18 protein-coding genes are annotated in these 16,130 nt (G+C 65.1%); 10 read left to right on the top strand and 8 right to left on the bottom strand.

The features are described from left to right. Positions 1-86 precede the first annotated feature (86 nt). From ACMZ6R_RS17930 to ACMZ6R_RS17905, 6 genes are all read right to left on the bottom strand, one after another. The gene (locus ACMZ6R_RS17930; RefSeq protein WP_416114018.1) at positions 87-434 is read right to left on the bottom strand and encodes a cytoplasmic protein; all 348 of its coding nucleotides are present in this window, start codon (positions 432-434) and stop codon (positions 87-89) included. A gap of 31 nt (positions 435-465) precedes the next feature. Beyond that, positions 466-1,200 (bottom strand): SagB/ThcOx family dehydrogenase, encoded by a 735-nt coding sequence (locus tag ACMZ6R_RS17925; RefSeq protein ID WP_416114016.1) that lies wholly within the window; start codon positions 1,198-1,200, stop codon positions 466-468. Between the two features lie 115 nt (positions 1,201-1,315). Next, complete coding sequence (locus tag ACMZ6R_RS17920; protein WP_416114014.1) at positions 1,316-2,155, bottom strand: 2-oxoacid:ferredoxin oxidoreductase subunit beta; 840 nt, start codon at positions 2,153-2,155, stop codon at positions 1,316-1,318. 9 nt (positions 2,156-2,164) lie between these two features. Then, complete coding sequence (locus tag ACMZ6R_RS17915) at positions 2,165-3,844, bottom strand: 2-oxoacid:acceptor oxidoreductase subunit alpha (protein ID WP_416114012.1); 1,680 nt, start codon at positions 3,842-3,844, stop codon at positions 2,165-2,167. Positions 3,845-3,931: 87 nt separating this feature from the next. Then, entirely contained in the window at positions 3,932-4,441 is a 510-nt protein-coding gene (locus ACMZ6R_RS17910) for a ferritin (RefSeq protein ID WP_416114010.1), read from the bottom strand. A gap of 3 nt (positions 4,442-4,444) precedes the next feature. Further along, positions 4,445-4,822 (bottom strand): desulfoferrodoxin, encoded by a 378-nt coding sequence (locus ACMZ6R_RS17905; RefSeq protein ID WP_416114008.1) that lies wholly within the window; start codon positions 4,820-4,822, stop codon positions 4,445-4,447. 218 nt (positions 4,823-5,040) lie between these two features. Between ACMZ6R_RS17905 and ACMZ6R_RS17900 the strand changes: the two genes are divergently transcribed. From ACMZ6R_RS17900 to ACMZ6R_RS17870, 7 genes are all read left to right on the top strand, one after another. Continuing rightward, positions 5,041-5,625: a hypothetical protein gene (locus ACMZ6R_RS17900; protein WP_416114006.1), complete on the top strand. Its 585-nt coding sequence runs from the start codon at positions 5,041-5,043 to the stop codon at positions 5,623-5,625. A gap of 14 nt (positions 5,626-5,639) precedes the next feature. Next, complete coding sequence (locus ACMZ6R_RS17895; protein ID WP_416114004.1) at positions 5,640-6,299, top strand: FlgO family outer membrane protein; 660 nt, start codon at positions 5,640-5,642, stop codon at positions 6,297-6,299. A 205-nt stretch (positions 6,300-6,504) separates the two neighbouring features. Continuing rightward, positions 6,505-7,293 carry a response regulator gene (locus ACMZ6R_RS17890; protein ID WP_416114002.1) on the top strand — a complete coding sequence of 263 codons (789 nt, stop codon included), beginning with the start codon at positions 6,505-6,507 and terminating at the stop codon, positions 7,291-7,293. Continuing rightward, a complete protein-coding gene (pbpC, locus tag ACMZ6R_RS17885) occupies positions 7,272-9,620 on the top strand; it encodes a penicillin-binding protein 1C (RefSeq protein WP_416114000.1) in 2,349 nt (782 codons plus the stop codon). Before ACMZ6R_RS17890 ends, pbpC begins: the two co-directional genes overlap by 22 nt. Before the next feature lie 20 nt (positions 9,621-9,640). After that, positions 9,641-9,934 carry an MTH1187 family thiamine-binding protein gene (locus tag ACMZ6R_RS17880; protein ID WP_416113998.1) on the top strand — a complete coding sequence of 98 codons (294 nt, stop codon included), beginning with the start codon at positions 9,641-9,643 and terminating at the stop codon, positions 9,932-9,934. A gap of 153 nt (positions 9,935-10,087) precedes the next feature. Beyond that, the gene (locus ACMZ6R_RS17875) at positions 10,088-10,819 is read left to right on the top strand and encodes a hypothetical protein (RefSeq protein ID WP_416113996.1); all 732 of its coding nucleotides are present in this window, start codon (positions 10,088-10,090) and stop codon (positions 10,817-10,819) included. A gap of 143 nt (positions 10,820-10,962) precedes the next feature. Further along, positions 10,963-11,718: an N-acetylmuramoyl-L-alanine amidase family protein gene (locus ACMZ6R_RS17870; protein WP_416113994.1), complete on the top strand. Its 756-nt coding sequence runs from the start codon at positions 10,963-10,965 to the stop codon at positions 11,716-11,718. A 200-nt stretch (positions 11,719-11,918) separates the two neighbouring features. On the opposite strand, the gene ACMZ6R_RS17865 is transcribed toward ACMZ6R_RS17870, so the two are convergent. Next, positions 11,919-12,899: a chemotaxis protein gene (locus ACMZ6R_RS17865; protein WP_416113992.1), complete on the bottom strand. Its 981-nt coding sequence runs from the start codon at positions 12,897-12,899 to the stop codon at positions 11,919-11,921. A gap of 208 nt (positions 12,900-13,107) precedes the next feature. On the opposite strand from ACMZ6R_RS17865, the gene ACMZ6R_RS17860 reads away from it, so the two are divergent. After that, positions 13,108-13,899, top strand: a complete 792-nt coding sequence (locus ACMZ6R_RS17860) for a substrate-binding periplasmic protein (protein WP_416113990.1) — start codon at positions 13,108-13,110, stop codon at positions 13,897-13,899. Between the two features lie 42 nt (positions 13,900-13,941). Here ACMZ6R_RS17860 and ACMZ6R_RS17855 read toward each other — a convergent pair whose 3' ends face one another. Further along, positions 13,942-14,391, bottom strand: a complete 450-nt coding sequence (locus ACMZ6R_RS17855) for a metal-dependent hydrolase (protein WP_416114020.1) — start codon at positions 14,389-14,391, stop codon at positions 13,942-13,944. Positions 14,392-14,502: 111 nt separating this feature from the next. On the opposite strand from ACMZ6R_RS17855, the gene ACMZ6R_RS17850 reads away from it, so the two are divergent. Together ACMZ6R_RS17850 and ACMZ6R_RS17845 are read left to right on the top strand one after the other, a co-directional pair. Further along, entirely contained in the window at positions 14,503-14,865 is a 363-nt protein-coding gene (locus tag ACMZ6R_RS17850) for a glutaredoxin family protein (RefSeq protein ID WP_416113988.1), read from the top strand. A 27-nt stretch (positions 14,866-14,892) separates the two neighbouring features. Continuing rightward, on the top strand, positions 14,893-16,080 hold the full coding sequence (locus ACMZ6R_RS17845) for a pyridoxal phosphate-dependent aminotransferase (RefSeq protein ID WP_416113986.1): 1,188 nt from the start codon (positions 14,893-14,895) through the stop codon (positions 16,078-16,080). The last annotated feature ends 50 nt before the right edge of the window (positions 16,081-16,130 follow it).

Raw genomic sequence — 16,130 nt, 5'->3', positions numbered from 1 at the left:
ACAGATACCCCTTTGAAAGTTTTTTGCGGAGGGGGTCCGGGGGAGGGGCTTTTTTTCAAAAAAGCCCCTCCCCCCGGAAATCTTCCTCAAAAAATCAGCACCGTAAAACCATCGTTCATGTAGTGGGCCATGCCGGGGTGGCCGTGCATATCGTCGAGCAGCACGAATCCTTCGGCCACGGCCGCCTCCTGGCTGCCAAGCTGGTGCGAGCAGGCCTTGCACACGCCGGCAATGAGCCCCAGGGCCTTGGTCTTCTCGAAAAGCCCGTGCATGGGGTTGTCCTTTTTGGCCAACTCGGCCACGAGCCTGGTCGCCTCGCCTTCCAGGATCACCTGGACTTCGTAGTCTTTTTCCCGAAAATCGATGGCGTTAAGTAGCACGTGGATAAAGCAGGACAGGTCGCCGCGAAAGGCGAAAAGCGCCACCTTCTTCATAGCAAGCCTCCTTTGCGGCGCGGGCCGGGCGTCACACCTTGCCAACCGGCGCCAGGTAGATCGTGAATTCCGTTTCTCCGTCGAGCCCGAGCAGGGCGTCCATGGCTTCCTGGTCGTAGGCGGCGATGGCGCAGGTGCCGGACCGGATCGCCCCGCAGGCCAGATAGAGGTTCTGGCAGACATGGCCGGCGTCGAGCGCGATGACCTTGTACGAGGCGTCGCCGTAACGCCATTCCATGCGCTCGGGAATGGTCGTCCAAATAAACGTCGCCGCCCCCCGAGCCACAAAACGCTGGTTGAACGCGGCCTGGCCGAGCGACAGTTCCAACTGTTCGGGCGCGGCCAGGGGCAACAGCGCGTGCTCCACCGGCAGATAGCGGTAGAGTCCCGGGGTGACGCCCTCCACCCGAAAAACGGCGAGATAGGTTTCGAGGGCGTGGCGGCAACCGGCCGAGGGCACGGTGCGGTAGGCCACGGCGGCCGGCATCTTGCGCAGCCCCTGGGTGGCCCACAGCAGAAAGGACAGTTCTTCCAGGGAAAGCGCTTCGGGCGTGAAGGCGCGATGGGATTTGCGATCGCCTATGGCCCTTTTGACGGACACGTTGCCGACGCCGGGCCAGCCGTTGGGACCGGGAAGGGCGAAAAGCGTCGCCGCCGGCGGATAGGGCTTTTGCACCGGCGGCGGCTCAATGCCCCGGCTCTGTTCCGTCGCCGTGAAATCCACCATCTTGCGGATGGTGTCCTTCAAGAAAAACTTCAAATCCATACGCATCCATTTCCTCCCGGTTCCGCGCGAAACTCCACACCCAGACGCCGGGCCGCCGACAAGGCCGCTCCCCCGTCATGGTGGCGGAAACGGCGCATCAGCCGCTCCCTTTGCCTCAGGCGTAGTCCTCGATGATATCGGAAAGCGCGGCCATATCCGGTTCACGCCCGGCCAGCGGTCCCGCACCCGTCAGCGGAAAGGCCGGCCGGTCGCTTTTCCACAGCACGCCGATGGGAATTTTGTCCCCGAACACCATGGCCTTGGCCAGGGCGGCCTGAAAATTCGCGGGGTCGTGGTCGCCACCAAGCTTGTAGCAGCGCTCCTTGTACCAGGCAAAGGTGTTGACCTTGTTGAAGGACACGCACGGTTGCAGCACGTCGATGAGCGAAAACCCGGGATGGCGCGCGGCCTGGACGATGAGATCGGCCAGGTGGTCGATTTCGCCGGCGAATCCCCGGGCCACGAATCCCGCGCCCATGGTCACGGCCACGGCCACGGGGTTGAACGGATTGGAGGCCACGCCGTGGGGCTGGGTCTTGGTTTTCTGGCCCTTCATGGTGGTGGGGCTGGCCTGCCCCTTGGTCAGGCCGTAAATCTGGTTGTCATGGACGATGTAGGTCATGTCCACATTGCGCCTCAGCGCCGCCAGAAAATGGTTGCCGCCCTCGCCGTAGGAACAGCCGTCGCCGGATTCGGCGAAAACGGCCAGCTCCGGGTTGGCCAGCTTGATGCCCGTGGCCGCCGGCAGGGACCGGCCGTGCAGGCCGTTTAGGGTATTGACCCGGATGTAGTGCGGGGCCTTGGCAGCCTGGCCGATGCCCGTGGAAAAAACCGCCTTGTGCGGCGGCAAGCCGAGGGTAACCAGGGCTCTGACCACGGCCTTGCGGATGGAAAAGTTGCCGCAACCGGGACACCAGGCCGTTTCGAACTCTCCGTAGTCTTTTTCCGTCACCATGGCGTCCTCCTACAGTCGATCGAGAATATAGGCCGCCGTGAACGGCAGGCCGTCGAAGCGGGTCACCAGCGCGCCAACGACGTAGCCGGTTTCGCGCCTTATCAGCCGGGCCAGTTGGCCGGCGAAATTGCCCTCCACCATGACCGTGCGCTTGGCCGTTTCCAGAATCGGCAAAAACGCGTCCGGCACCAGGGGATAGACCTGGGAGAAATGGAGCACGGCCGTTTTTTCGCCCCGGGCGTTGCGTATGGCCGCCGCCTCCCGGGCCGCTCCGAGGGTCGTGCCCCAGCACACGAGCAGCGTCGCGCCGTCGGCATTGCCGTACAGGTCCGGGGGCAGGGCCGCCCGGATCAGGCCGGCAAACTTTCGCATGCGCTTTTCCTGCATGGTCACGCGCACGGCAAGGTCCTCGGTGATGTGCCCGTCCGGGGTGTGCTCGTCGCTGTCGAGAACCACCGTGGCCTCGGTGAACCCGGGGACAAGGCGCGGCGACACGCCGGAGTCGGTCACTGCGTAGCGCTCGTAGCCGGCCGGATCGGGAACGGCGGTGAGCGGCCGGGCCACGGGCGGCAGGGAGGCGAGGTCGAAGGGGGCCACGTCGCGGTAGCTATCAGCCAGAAACTGGTCGGTGAGGATGAAAACCGGCGACTGGAAGCGCTCGGCCGTGTCCACGGCCCGGTGGGCCAGATGGAAGCATTGTTCCACCGTGCCCGGGGCGAAGATGGCCCGGGGAAATTCGCCGTGCCCGGCGTGGAGCACCAAATCGAGGTCGGCCTGTTCGGTGCGGGTGGGCAGCCCCGTGGCCGGTCCCGGCCGCTGGGCCACGACGATGGTCACCGGCGTTTCGAGCATGCCGGAAAGGCTCACGCCCTCGACCATGAGCGCGAAACCGCCGCCCGAGGTGGAAACCATGGGCCGCGCCCCGGCATAGGAAGCGCCTATGGCCATGATCACGGCCGCGATCTCGTCCTCGGCCTGCTCACAGACCACGCCCATGCGGTCGCTGTGGTCGATGAGCGTCTGCATGACCGAGGTGCCGGGCGTCATGGGGTAAAACGAGCCGAAATTGACCCCGGCGGCCAGTCCGCCAAGGGCAATGGCCGTATTGCCGTTAAGCATCACGCGTCTGCCCCGGGGTTCGGCCGGAGACAGGCAGGCAAAGGAAGCCTTCTGGCTGCCGGTCCAGTCCGTGGCCGCCTGGAACACGGCCAGGTTGTCGGCCACGATTCCCTCGCCCTTCTTGGCGAATTTTTCCTTGATAAGCCCGGTGATCCAGGCCGGATCCAGGCACAGGAGGCTGCCGAGCACGCCCAGGGCGGCCGTGTTCTCAAAAAGCGGCCTGGGGCACAGTTCCTTGTAGGGAACGGCCAGCCCAGGATGGCCGGAGAGTCCGTGGGCGGCATCGGCCAGGACCAGGGCGCGCGGCGACAATCGATCCCTAAGCAACGGCAGGGTTTGCGCGGAAAGGGCCACCAGCAGGTCGATGTCCTCCGCAGGCGCGGTCACCTCCCGGCTGTCCACGCGGATGGCGTAGGTGTTGTGGCCGCCCCGGATGCGGGACAGGTAGTCCTGGGTGACGACGATGGCGTAGCCGGCCCGCACCAGGGCACGGGACAGGAACTCGCCCACGGTCACGAGGCCTTGTCCGGCTTCGCCGCCGATGACGATATTGAGGGATGCTTCGCCCATGCCCGAACACTCCTTAGCTTGGTGCAAAAATGACGGCCGCCCGCGGCGGACGCGGGCGGCCTCGGTGATACGGTTTTAGGCCGGAAACTAGACCGTGGTCGGCGGCGTGAACACCCGCGTGGCCAGGTCCTTGTCCAGCATGAAGGCCCCGCCCGGGGTCTGCTCCACGAGCTTGAGCTTGGCGATGACGTCGGCCACGTTGGCCTCTTCCTCGACCTGCTCGTCGATGAACCACTTGAGGAAGGACGCCGTGCCGTGGTCCTTTTCTTCCAGGGCCAGATCCATGAGCTTGTAGATGCGGGCGGTCACGCCTTCCTCATGGGCCAAGGCGTCCTTAAACACGGCCAGGGCCGACTCCCAGTCATGAGGCGGGGCGTCGAGGGCCTGCAGAATGACCCGGCCGCCGCGTTCCACAATGTAATTGTAGAACTTTTCGGCGTGGAACTTTTCCTCCTGATCCTGGACATGCATCCAGTTGGCGAATCCCATCAGTCCCTTGTCCTCGAAATAGGTGGCCATGGAGACGTAGAGATACGCGGAATAGAGTTCCCAGTGGACCTGATCGTTCAGGGCCTTTTCCATGGTCTTGGAAAGCATGGACTAGTCCTTTTTCCACAAGCCGTGGAGGTTGCAGTATTCCCGGGCGGACACCTTGGCCGCCTCGATGCAGAACAGGGCCTCGGGCTTGTCGCCGGGTTTGAGGAACTGACGATAGGCCTTGCCGTCGGCCAAAAGCTCGATCCACTCGATGTAGTGCTTTTCCTCCATGGGGTGGGCCACGGCGCCGACCTTGACCAGATAGCCCTTGTCGGTCTTTTCGATGACCGGGACGTGTTTTTCCTTGGCCGCGTCCACGGTGTTCTCGCTCATGAGCTTCATGGGCTGGCCGCAGCACACGAGCTCGCCGGCGCCGCCATGCAGGACCTCGACAATATTACCGCACACTTCGCACTTGTAGACTTCCAGTTGTTCAGCCATGTTTTATACTCCTTTAAAAGCCCCGTTTTCGGGAACCGGGATCGCGGACGGGGCGGGGCGTCCCCGGCGCGGGATGAGCAACACCTTGTTTTTTCATAAAACACTTCTTGGCCGGGTGCGCAACCCCCAAAGGGCGACGGAAAGGACGGACATAAAGATTTGGCCAGACCGGCCGATGATGCTCACAGAAGGTCCAATCGGGCCGGGGGAGAGCGAACATGGACGGGATGCGAAACATACTTGTGTGCGGCGTGGCGGCCGTGTTTATGGCCGCTGCCGTGCCGCAGTCGCCGGAAACGGCGGAGGCCGGCATGCCGGCCCCCCTGCCGACGCAGATTCCCATCCGGGACATCAATTCTCCCCCGACGCCCAATACGCCGCCCGTGCCCTTTACGCCAAAGCCCAGCCGCGTGCGGCGACACCGCGTCACCCGGCACAAGAAGCGCGCGCCCAGGCGTCCGCCGACACGAACGCCCGCGCCCGCGCCACGACAGACGCCGGCCAATCCGGGCATGCCCAGGCTCGAACAGCGCTACGAAGCGCCGACCGAGTCCCTGTACCTGCCGCCCCCCCAGGCTCCGGCCAAGGCTCCGGCCCAGTCGACCGCCACTCCCCCGAAGAAGACCTCGGGGCCAGTCCCCGACAGCGACCAACCGCCCGCAACGGCACAATTCCCGCCGGAACCCGCGCCGGCGCCGGCCCCGGCGCCGCAGCCCGCGCCCATGCCGGCCCCCGGCCCCGCAACGCCCGCGACACCCAACCAGGCTCCAACGCCGGCCCCGGCGCCGGCTCCGGCCAAATAGCCAAGGAGGCCGCCATGACGACCCGACTTTTGCGCCGCCTTTCCCTTGTCCTTATGCTGCCGCTTTTCGCGCCGCTGCTCATGGGGGCGCTTTGCGACCGGACCCCGCCCCCGCAGCCCCAGTATCCGGACGTGGCCATGGCGCTGGCCGCCGACCTCGACCGCCAACTCGTGCCGCGCCTTGGCATGTACACCCGCGACAACAGCCGGGGGCTCTACTGGGTGGTCATCACCACCCCGGCCGACCTCGGCGACCTGGAGCGGGCCTCGCCCCTGTCGCGGCTCATCGGCCAGGAGCTTTCCACGGCCTTCGTGGCGCTCGGCTACAACGTCCAGGAAATCCGCAAGGCCAGCGACATCATTTTCAGCCGCCGACAGGGCGAATTCTCGCTTACCCGCGACGTGCGGGCCCTGGCCACGTCCCGGGCCACCGCCACCCTGGTCGTGGCCGGCACCTACGTCGTCACGCCCGGCGGGGTGCGCTTCGCCATCGAGGTGGTCGACGCCCGCAACAACAACATCGTGGCCGCGGCCAACCGCACCCTGCCCATGGACGCCACGGTGGGAACGCTGGCCGGCGGCGGGGCGAACTATGGCGCGCCCACGGTTTCGACCACCGACCGGACGAGCTTCGAGCGGGACATGCTGCCCTACTCCATGAGCCGGCACTGGTAGGAGCGTCCGCACCTCAAGGGAACCACTTCATTTCCGGCCTCTTTCACCAGAAAAAGTTTTTGGGAAGGGAGAGCGCGAGAGGGGGACCCTTTTTTCAAAAAGGGTCCCCCTCTCGCATTTCCTCCGCCTCCTCCCCACCCCGCCGGCTTGCCAGCGGCGGGGCCATCCCCTATAATTCCCCACAATTCGGGAAAAGGATGGGAACATGATGGAAAACCGCCATGTCCTGGTCGTGGAGGACAGCCGCGTCCAGGCCAAGATCATAAGCCAGCACATTGCCGAAGCCACGCCCTTTCCCACCATCGTGGCCCACACCCTGGCCGAGGCCGAGGAGGTCATGACCGGCCGCCGCGATGCCATCTTCGTGGCCATCCTCGACCGCAACCTGCCCGACGATCCGGAGGGGCGCATCGTGCCCCTGGCCACCTCGCTCGGCATTCCGTCCGTGGTCATGACGGCCTCGTTTTCCGAGGAAGTCCGCCAGCAACTGCTCGAGCAGAACGTGGTGGACTACTTCATCAAGAACTACTCCGAGATGGTCGCCATGGAGCGGCTGATCGAACGGCTGTACAAGAACCAGTTCGTGCGCGCCCTGGTGGTCGACGACTCCAAACTTTTCCGCCACCGCCTGACGGAACAGCTCAAAAATCTCAACATCGAGACCCTGGAAGCCGAGGACGGCAGACAGGCCCTGGACATTTTGGCCGCCAACCAGGACGTGACCCTGGTCATCACCGACTACAACATGCCAAACCTCGACGGCTTCGGGCTGATCGAGGAAATCCGCCAGACCCAGGCCAAGGACAAGCTGGCCATCATCGGTGTTTCGGCCGAGGACGGCAGCCACACGGTCAAGTTCCTCAAGGTCGGGGCCAACGACTTCCTCATCAAACCGGTGCAGGTCGAGGAGTTCTCCTGCCGGGTCAACCAGCAGCTCGACATGCTGGAGATCCTGGCCAAGTATCGGGAACTGTGCGACAAACAGGTCAAATAACGCGACCGGCCAGATCGCGCCGCCGGACGTTCGTCCTGGCGCTTACGGCCGGACTGGTTCTTGCAGCCGGACTGGCCTTTTTTTGGGCCACCGCCTCCCCGCCCTTTCCCCTGGCCGCCTTGTCGCCGCCGGGCGCAACCGTGGTCGCGGCCCGAAACGGCACGCCGTTGCGTCTTTTTCTGGCCCCGGACGACGCCTGGCGTTTCCCGGTGCGCCTGTCCGCCGTGTCCCCCATTCTGCCGCGCCTGATCATCGCCGCCGAGGACAAGCGCTTTTACCACCATCCCGGGGTCGATCCCCTGGCCGTGGTTCGAGCCGCCCTCTCCAACCTGCGCGCCGGGCGCGTGATCTCCGGCGGCTCCACGCTGACCATGCAGCTGGCCCGGCTGGCCGATCCCAAGCCGCGCACCCTGGCCTCCAAAATCGAAGAGGCGCTGGCCGCCCTGGCCCTGGAGCGCAGGCTCTCCAAGGAGGCCCTTCTCGAACGGTATTGCAACATGGCCCCCTACGGCGGCAACATCGTGGGCGTCGGCGCGGCCAGCATGTTCTACTGCGGCAAGACGCCGGACCGGCTGTCCCTGGCCGAGGCGGCGCTTTTGACCGTCCTGCCGCGCGCCCCCCTGGCCTTGGACCCCACGAAACATCCGGAAAAGGCCAAAGCGGCCCGGGACAGGCTCCTTGCGGCCATGGCCCGCCGGGGCGTGATCACGGAAGCGGCCGCCGCGCAGGCCCGGCGCGTCCCGGTGCCGCAGCGCCTTTATCGGCCGCCCTTTTTCGCGCCGCAGTTTTGCGACCTGGCCCGGGAGGCGGCCGGAGCGGTGCCGCGCGTGGACACCACCCTCGATCCCGAAACCCAGAAGGCGGCCACGGACATCCTGCGCGGTCGCAAGGCCTGGCTGGCCGGCCAGGGCATCGGGGCCGTGGCCGCGGTGGTGCTCGATCCGGCCAGCCACGACGTCCTGGCCATGGTCGGGTCCACGGACTTTTTCGGCGACACCCGCTTTGGCCAGATAAACGGCGCAACCATCCGCCGCTCCCCCGGTTCGGCGCTCAAACCCTTCCTCTACGCCTACGCCATGGACCAGGGGCTCGTTTTTCCCCAAAGCCAGCTTCTCGATATTCCGACCGCCTTCGGCAACTACAGCCCCAAAAACTACGACGGCCATTTCCGGGGCCGGGTCACCGCCGAACAGGCCCTGGTGGCCTCGCTCAACGTCCCGGCCGTACGGCTTTTAAACACGGTCGGCACGTCGCCCTTCCTGGAGCTGTTGCGGCGCGGCGGCCTGGCCACCCTGGACCAGCCGGCGGCCCATTACGGCCTGTCGCTCGTTCTCGGCGGCGGCGAGGTGACGCTGCTCGATTTGGCCAACCTTTACGCCGACCTGGCAGGCGGCGGCGAGCACCGCCCGCCCCGGCTGCTGCGTAATGCGCCGCCCGTGCCCGCGATCCGGCTTTTTTCCCCCGAAGCCTGCGCGTTGGTGACCGAAATACTGACCAAGCTGGAGCGGCCGGACCTGCCCACCTCCTGGGAGCGAGCCCTGGCCGTGCCGGCCGTGGCCTGGAAGACCGGCACCTCCTACGGCCACCGCGACGCCTGGGCCGTGGGCTACAGTGCCGGCCGGGTCATCGGCGTCTGGGTCGGCAACATGGACGGCACGCCGGTTTCGGGCATCTCCGGCGCGGTGTACGCCGGGCCGATCCTCTTCGAGCTGTTCCGGGCCCTGGAGCCCCACGGGTCGCGTCTGGCCGCGCCGCCGGGCCTCAATATCCGCGAGATCGAAGTCTGCGCCGAAAGCCGCCAGTTGCCGGGGCCGGACTGTCCCAGGCGCGTGACGGCCAAAATCATCCCCGGCGTGACCAGACTCGGCCCCTGCCCCGTCCACCGCCGCTTGCTCGTGGATGCCGCCTCGGGACTGGCCCTTTCCGGGGACTGTCTGGCCACCCATGCGGCCAAATCCGTGATGGTGGCCACCTATCCGGCCGAGCTGGTGTCCTGGTGGCGCGGGGTCGGCATTCCCTTTGTCCCCCCGCCCGGCCCGGAACCGGGCTGTGGCGCACCGCGCGGGGAAGGGCCGCGTATCGTTTCGCCAAGTCCCGGCACGCCTTACGTCTTCCGGCGCGACGCCCCGGCCGCCTTCCAGCGCATCGCGCTTGCCGCCGACGCCCCGGCCGGAAGCCGACGGCTCTCCTGGTACGTGGACGGAGAACTCACCGCCCAGGGCGCGCCCGGAGCCACCCTTTTCTGGCAGCCAAGCCCCGGCAGCCATCGGCTCGTGGCCGTGGACGACCAGGGCCGGGCCGATGCCGTCACCGTGCACATCGAATAACCTTTCGGGAGGTACCCCACATGAGCGCTATTCTGGATTTCTCGATTTTTCCGCTGGACAAGGGTGTCAGCTTATCCGCCTACGTGGCCCGGGCACTGCGCATCGTCAAGGAAAGCGGCCTGCCGTACGTGTTCTCGCCCATGTCGACGAGCGTCGAGGGAGAATGGGACGAGGTGCTGGCCCTGGTGACCCGCTGCAAGGAGGAACTGGCCAAGGACTGCGACCGCATCAACGTGTCCATGCGGGTCGACTGGCGCAACGGCCCTTCCGGACGGCTTTCGGCCAAGATCAAATCCGTGGAGCAAAAGCTGTAGTCCGGCCCGAATCCGCCGCAACCGTTGCCAAGCAACGTACCCGGAGTTACAAAAACAAAGGCGCAGGCATCCCGCTGGCGCTTTGCCCAAGTCCGCCCCAGGCCGGCCGTCGGGTCGGCATACCCGCACACCGCAACATCCGAGGAGTCGATCATGCTCAATCAGCTGGCGCAAATGGACATGAGCATATACTTCCAGTCTCTCGTCTTCCTGATCTTTATCGTTATCCTGCTGCGACTGCATTGGAAGATTGGCTCATTCATGCACGTCGCCTCGGCCATCGTGAAATACGTGGTGCTTATCTGCATCTTCATCTATATTTTTCTCAACTGGGCCAGTGACGTCAACCCGAGCCTGCGCAGCAGCAGCTTGGTCATCATGACGCTCATCAATATCTATCTGCTGTGGCATGTCATCATCTCCTCGGTGGAACTTCCCTATCGCCGGGCGCTGAGAAGCTGTGTGGACGGCGTCTGCACCGTGACCGACCTCGAGCGGTCGTTCAGCAGCGGAAAGCGCTACTACAAGATCCGTTACTTGTGGGCCTCTCTCGGCAGCGGCGTCGCGCCCTGGCGTTTTCTGCGCGGCATCGCGGCCGAACGCACCCGTGACGACCTGCATCGCGTGTTCGTCGGCCTCGATCCCAAGGGCTCCATCTTCGGCTCGAACCTCTTCAACCATTTCCTGCTCCAGCAGCTGGGCGTCGACAAGTCCATGGACACCGCCAAACGGGCCGAACGCCGCCGTACCATCGAATTTCTTGGCAGCGATCCCTGGCTGTCGGAAAAAACCGGGGAATTTTTGAACCACCTGCTCGCCACGCCGGAAGGCCTGCTGGAAAAAGGCCTCAAGGACACGTTGCAGGACGCCGGCAAGATCGCCTGACGCCACGCGACTCGGGGTGCGAGAGGGACACCCTTTAAAAAGGTTCACCCTCTCGCACGCGCCCTTTTCTCCTCTTTTTTGTTGAACGGGCCGTCAGAGCGGAAGCGACAAACCTGCCCAATCGGGACAACGGGAGGGCGAACATGGGCGCACGCGCAACAAGAGCCCTTTTCCTGGCATCGCTCGTCCTGGCCTGTCTGAACCTCTCCCCGGCCTTGGCCCCGGCCAAGTGCCTGCCCGGCAATCTGTCCATCGCCGTGGACGCCGGGCACGGGCCGAAAATCTCCGGCGCGACCAGCGCCACGGGCCAGCCGGAATACGCCTTCAACCTGCGCCTGGCCAAACAGGTCGTCGCCGCCCTCAAAGCGGCCGGCTTCAGCCGCGCCTTTCTGCTCGATCCCAAGGGAACCGACCTGCCCCCGGCGGCCAGGGCCGCCCGGGCCAACGCGGCGGGCGCCGGACTCCTGCTCTCCGTCCACCACGATTCGGCGCAGCCCCAATTCTTCGAAACCTGGACCGTGGACGGCAAGCCCCGCCGCTACTGCGACCTTTATCACGGCTATTCGGTGTTCTATTCGGGGAGAAACCCCAAGGCGGCGGCAAGCCTGGACCTGGCCAAACGCATCGGCGGCCGGATGACCGCGGCGGGCTTTCCTTTCACCCGCCACCACGCGGCGGACATCCCGGGCGAACGCCGGCCGCTTGTCGACGACAAGGTCGGCGTCTACCGCTACGACGGGCTGGCGGTGCTGGCCAGGGCGCGCATGCCGGCCGTGCTGCTGGAGGCGGGGGTCATCGTCAACCGGGAAGAGGAAAAGGAACTCGCCGGCGGCAAGCGACAGGAAAAAACCGCCCAGGCCATCGCCCAGGCCGTCACAAACTGGTGCGCCGTGCCATAGGCGCTTGAAAAGAGACTGGGGGAGAACCTTTCTTGCAGAAAGGTTCTCCCCCCAGACCCTCTTTCCAAAGATTTTTCATGGAATCAGATCGTTGCGTGAGAATCCGTACCCGTTAAAAAGTTTAGGAAGGGGAGCGCGCGAGAGGGGAGAACCCTTTGCAAAAGGGTTTCCCCTCTCGCACCCTCTTCCTCTCCCCTCCTCTAAGCATTCGCCGCCAGGCGCGCCCAGGCCAGGGCCCGGGCGCGTTCGGCGAGTTGGAGCATTTCGGGCTTGGAGATCTGGTCGTCCGCGCCCACGGCCTCGCCCTTGTGGCGCAGGCTGTCGGTGATAAGCGAGGAAAAGAGGATGACGGGCAGTTGCTTGAGCACCGGGTCCTCTTTGACCTTGCGGGTGAGGCTGTGGCCGTCCATGGCCGGCATTTCGATATCCGAGACCAGGATGTGCACGAAATCGGTGATGGGCCTGTTTTCGCTGGCCGCGGCCTCTTTCCATTCCGTCAGCTGCTCCCAGGCGATGCGGCCATTGATCGTGCGCGTCACCTCGAAGCCGGCCTTTTCCAGCGACGTCCCGATCATACGACGGATGGTGGTGGAATCGTCGGCGATAAGGACCTTGAATACCATGTCCTTGTCGGGCAGCTCCTTGTGGCGCTCGACGAAGACCTCCTGGTCGAGTTCCTTGAGCGCCAAGCTGGGATTGAGCTCGGCCACGATCTTTTCCATGTCCAGGATGAAGACCACCCGCTTTTCGAGTTGCACCACACCCGTGACGGAGTTGCCGGAATAGGTCTGGACCTGGATGCTCGGCGCCTCGATCCGCTCCCAGCTTAAGCGGTGGATACGGGTGACGCCGGAAACGCGAAAGGCGCTGACCACCCGGTTGAATTCCGTCACCACCACCTTGTCGGAATCCGTTTCCGATCGTTCCTTGCCGAGCCAGGACGCGAGATCGACCAATGGCACCACTTTGTTGCGCAGGTTGAAGGTGCCAAGAACGCAGGGATGCGGCGTCTGGGGCAGTTCCGTGACCTTTGGCAGCCGGATGATCTCCAGCACCTTGGCCACGTTGACCCCGTAATACCCGGTATAAACCTTGCCGGAACGCGTGGGTTCCTCCAGATAGAACTCCACAATTTCAAGTTCGTTCGTACCGGATTCAAGAAGGATGTTCGTATTGCTCATGGCGCTGGGGCTCCGGGAAGGCTGTGCTGGCAGTGGGGACCTTCTGGAAAGGATATTGGAAAAATCAAGCCGTTGTCGAGACAAAAAGCAAGAGCCGACGAGCACGGAACGACGGATTGACACGCCCCACGCTTCCTGGCAGCCTTGCTAATGGGGAACAAGGTCTGGAAAGGCACGTTGTATTCCTTGAGCCACGCGGGAATGTGTCATGAGAAAATGTCTTTTGCATGCCGTTTTGGCTTCCCTTGCCACGGCGATCTGCCTGGCCGTCCCCGCCCGGGTAGCGGCCGAAGACCCGGTCACGCTTTTCGTTTTTGACAGGCCGCCCTTTTACCATCTGGAAAACGGCCGGCCCGACGGCGGGTTCCTCCTCATCCTGGCCCAAACCGTTTTTCAGCGGGCCGGCGTACCCTACGGCATCCGGGAGATGCCGCCCGGCCGCATCCTGGCCACCTTCGAGACCGAGGACGCCAAGGCCTGCGCCGTGGGTTGGCTGCGAACCCCCGCGCGCCAGCGCTTTGTCCGCTTCAGCGATCCCATCTACGTCAACAAGCCCCTGGGCGTCGCCGTGCGTGCGCCGCTTGCGGCAGAGGGCTCCCGGCCCCAGCCGCTCGGCAGGCTTCTGGAAAATCATTGGACCTGGGGGCTGCGCCTGGGCTTTTCCTATGGCCCGGCCATGGACGCGGCCTTCGCCGCCGCGCCGGCCGGCACGGTCATGCGCTTTTCCGATCCGGTCATCATACTGCGCCTTCTGGCCAAGGGCCGGTTGGACGCCATGCTGCTCGAGCCCGAGGAACTGTCCTGGCTGCTTGGGCAGGAGCCGCGACTGGCGGCCGCTATCCGCTTCGTGCCCCTGGCCGACGCCAAGCCCCGGGCCCGGTGCATCATGTGCGACGACGCCGTTTCCCCGGCCGTCATGAAACGCCTCGATGCGGCCATCGACGAACTGGTCGGCCCTGCCGCCGACAAAATCCGGCGGATCGGGGCCATGCGCCATTAGGCGCAACAGGAAAAAGACGCGAAGCGTGCCGCGGGGAAGCGGCTAGGCGATGCGATCGAGTAGCAGGTGGGAAAAATAGCCGAGCACGGTGGCGATGTAATACGGCAAAAATGGCCGCCAGGGCATGCCCAAAAGCAGCATGGGCCCAAGCAGGACAATGCAGGGGACAAGGAGCGCCGCCCACCAGGTATGGGTCCAGCCCCGATGGGAACCGATGGCCGGCAGCAGGCCGCAAAACCCGAGCACCGCGGCATAGCGGTATTGGTGCCGGACAATGAGCACGGCGTCGGCCAGAAGCGCCGCGCCGTAAAAAAAACGCCGTCCGGTGGAGTCGGTGTCCACGTCGGGGAAAAGGCCCCCCAGGATGGCGAAAAAGCCCAGGCTGGCCATGGTTTCGTAGCCGGGGCGGTACACGCCGAGCCACCAGGCCCCGGCCACCGCCGCGCCGGCCACTGCCGCCGCGCCGGCCATATGCGTCTTGTATCCCGGCATGGACAGGCTGGTAGCATCGCCCACGCCCCCTGGCAAGGCGCGACGCGTCTTGACGCCGCACCCCGCCGCCGCTACCACCAAACAACCGCAACACCCAACCCCGGAATCCCAATGTCTGTGAAAAAAACCGTTTCCGCCCTGTCCGCTTTTTTCGCCATCCTGCTTTTTGCCGAAGCCCTCGCCTTCGCTGCCGGCCCGAAAGTGGAGATCTTCATGACGAGCTGGTGCCCCTACTGCGCCAAGGCCGAGGCCTTCTTCAAAGCCAAGGGCGTGCCTTTCTCCGCATCGGACATCGAAAAAGACAGCGCCGCCCGCATGCGCTTTCAGAAATACGGCCAGCGCGGCGTGCCGCTCGTGGTCATCGGCGATATCGTCATCCCGGGCTATTCCGTGGCCGAATATGAAAAGGCGCTGGCCGTGGCCAAGGCCGGACCGTCCGCCTCGTCCCAGCCCAAAATGGTCTACGGCAAATAAGGCGTCTGCGCCGTCAAGGAGTTTCCCGTGCCAAGCGCCCCCCTGCACGCCTTCAGCCAGCGCGCGAAGGCCATCAAGATATCGGCCACCAAGCTCATGCCCATGATCGCCGCCGGCATTGGCGACTGCGTTTCCCTGGGCCAGGGCGTGCCCTCGTTCGCCACCCCGGCCCATGTGGTCGAAGCGGTCTGCCGGGCCTTGCGCGACTCGCCGGCGGCGGGCAAGTACTCGCTGCAACCCGGCATGCCCGAACTGCGCTGGGCCGTGGCTGACAAGCTCGCGGCCGAAAAAGGCCTGCAAGCCAATCCCGAGACCGAAATCGCCATCACCGTCGGTGGCATGGAAGCGCTTTTGTGCGCCATCCTGTGCCTGTGCCAGAGCGGCGATGAAGTCATCGTGCCCGAACCCTTCTATCCCTCCCATGTGGAGCAGGTGTGTCTGGCCGAGGCCACGCCCGTGCTCGTGTCCCTGCGCCGGGGGGACTGGAGCCTCGACCCCGACGCCATCGCCGCCGCCGTGACCCCGCGCACCAAGGCCATCATCATCAATTCGCCCCACAACCCGACCGGCTCGGTCTTTGCCGAAAAAGACCTGCTGGCCGTGGCCGAGATCGCCCTGCGCCACGACCTCTACGTCATCTGCGACGATACGTATGATGCGCTGTCCTATGACGCGCCGGCGTTTTCCCTGGCCATGGTCAGGGACCTGCAACCGCGCCTCGTGTCCGTGGGCAGTTTTTCCAAGCGCTACGCCCTGACCGGCTGGCGGGTGGGTTTCGCCTTCGCCCCGGAACCGATCATGGCGGAAATGCTCAAAGTGCACGACTGCGCGGCGATCTGCGCCCCCACCCCGGCCCAGATCGCCGCCCTGGCCTCCCTGACCGGCCCCCAGGGCATCTTCGAAGGCTTTGTGTCCACCCTGGCCGCCCGGCGCACGCGCATACAAAAGCACCTCGACGCCATGGCGCCGACCGTGCGCTACAACGCGCCGGCCGGCGCGTTCTACGTCATGGCCCGCTACGACCTGCCCGCCGCGCCCATGAACGTGGCCACGCGGTTGATCCGCGAGGCCAACGTCATCACCATCCCCGGCGACAGCTTCGGCCCCGGCGGTGAAAGCAGCCTGCGCCTGTCGTTCGGCGGCGACGAGGCCGACATCGACGCCGGCTGCGAACGCCTGGCCGCCTGGTTCGAAGCGGAGCGAAAAAAGGGATAGTTTTGTGGGGGAGGGAGGCCCCTTTTTGCAAAAAGGGGCCTCCCTCCCCC

The organism is Solidesulfovibrio sp. C21 (genome assembly GCF_047785625.1).
Classification (GTDB): domain Bacteria; phylum Desulfobacterota; class Desulfovibrionia; order Desulfovibrionales; family Desulfovibrionaceae; genus Solidesulfovibrio.
Note: the sequence above shows the minus strand (reverse complement) of the source record. Positions and strands in the feature narration are given on the sequence as shown.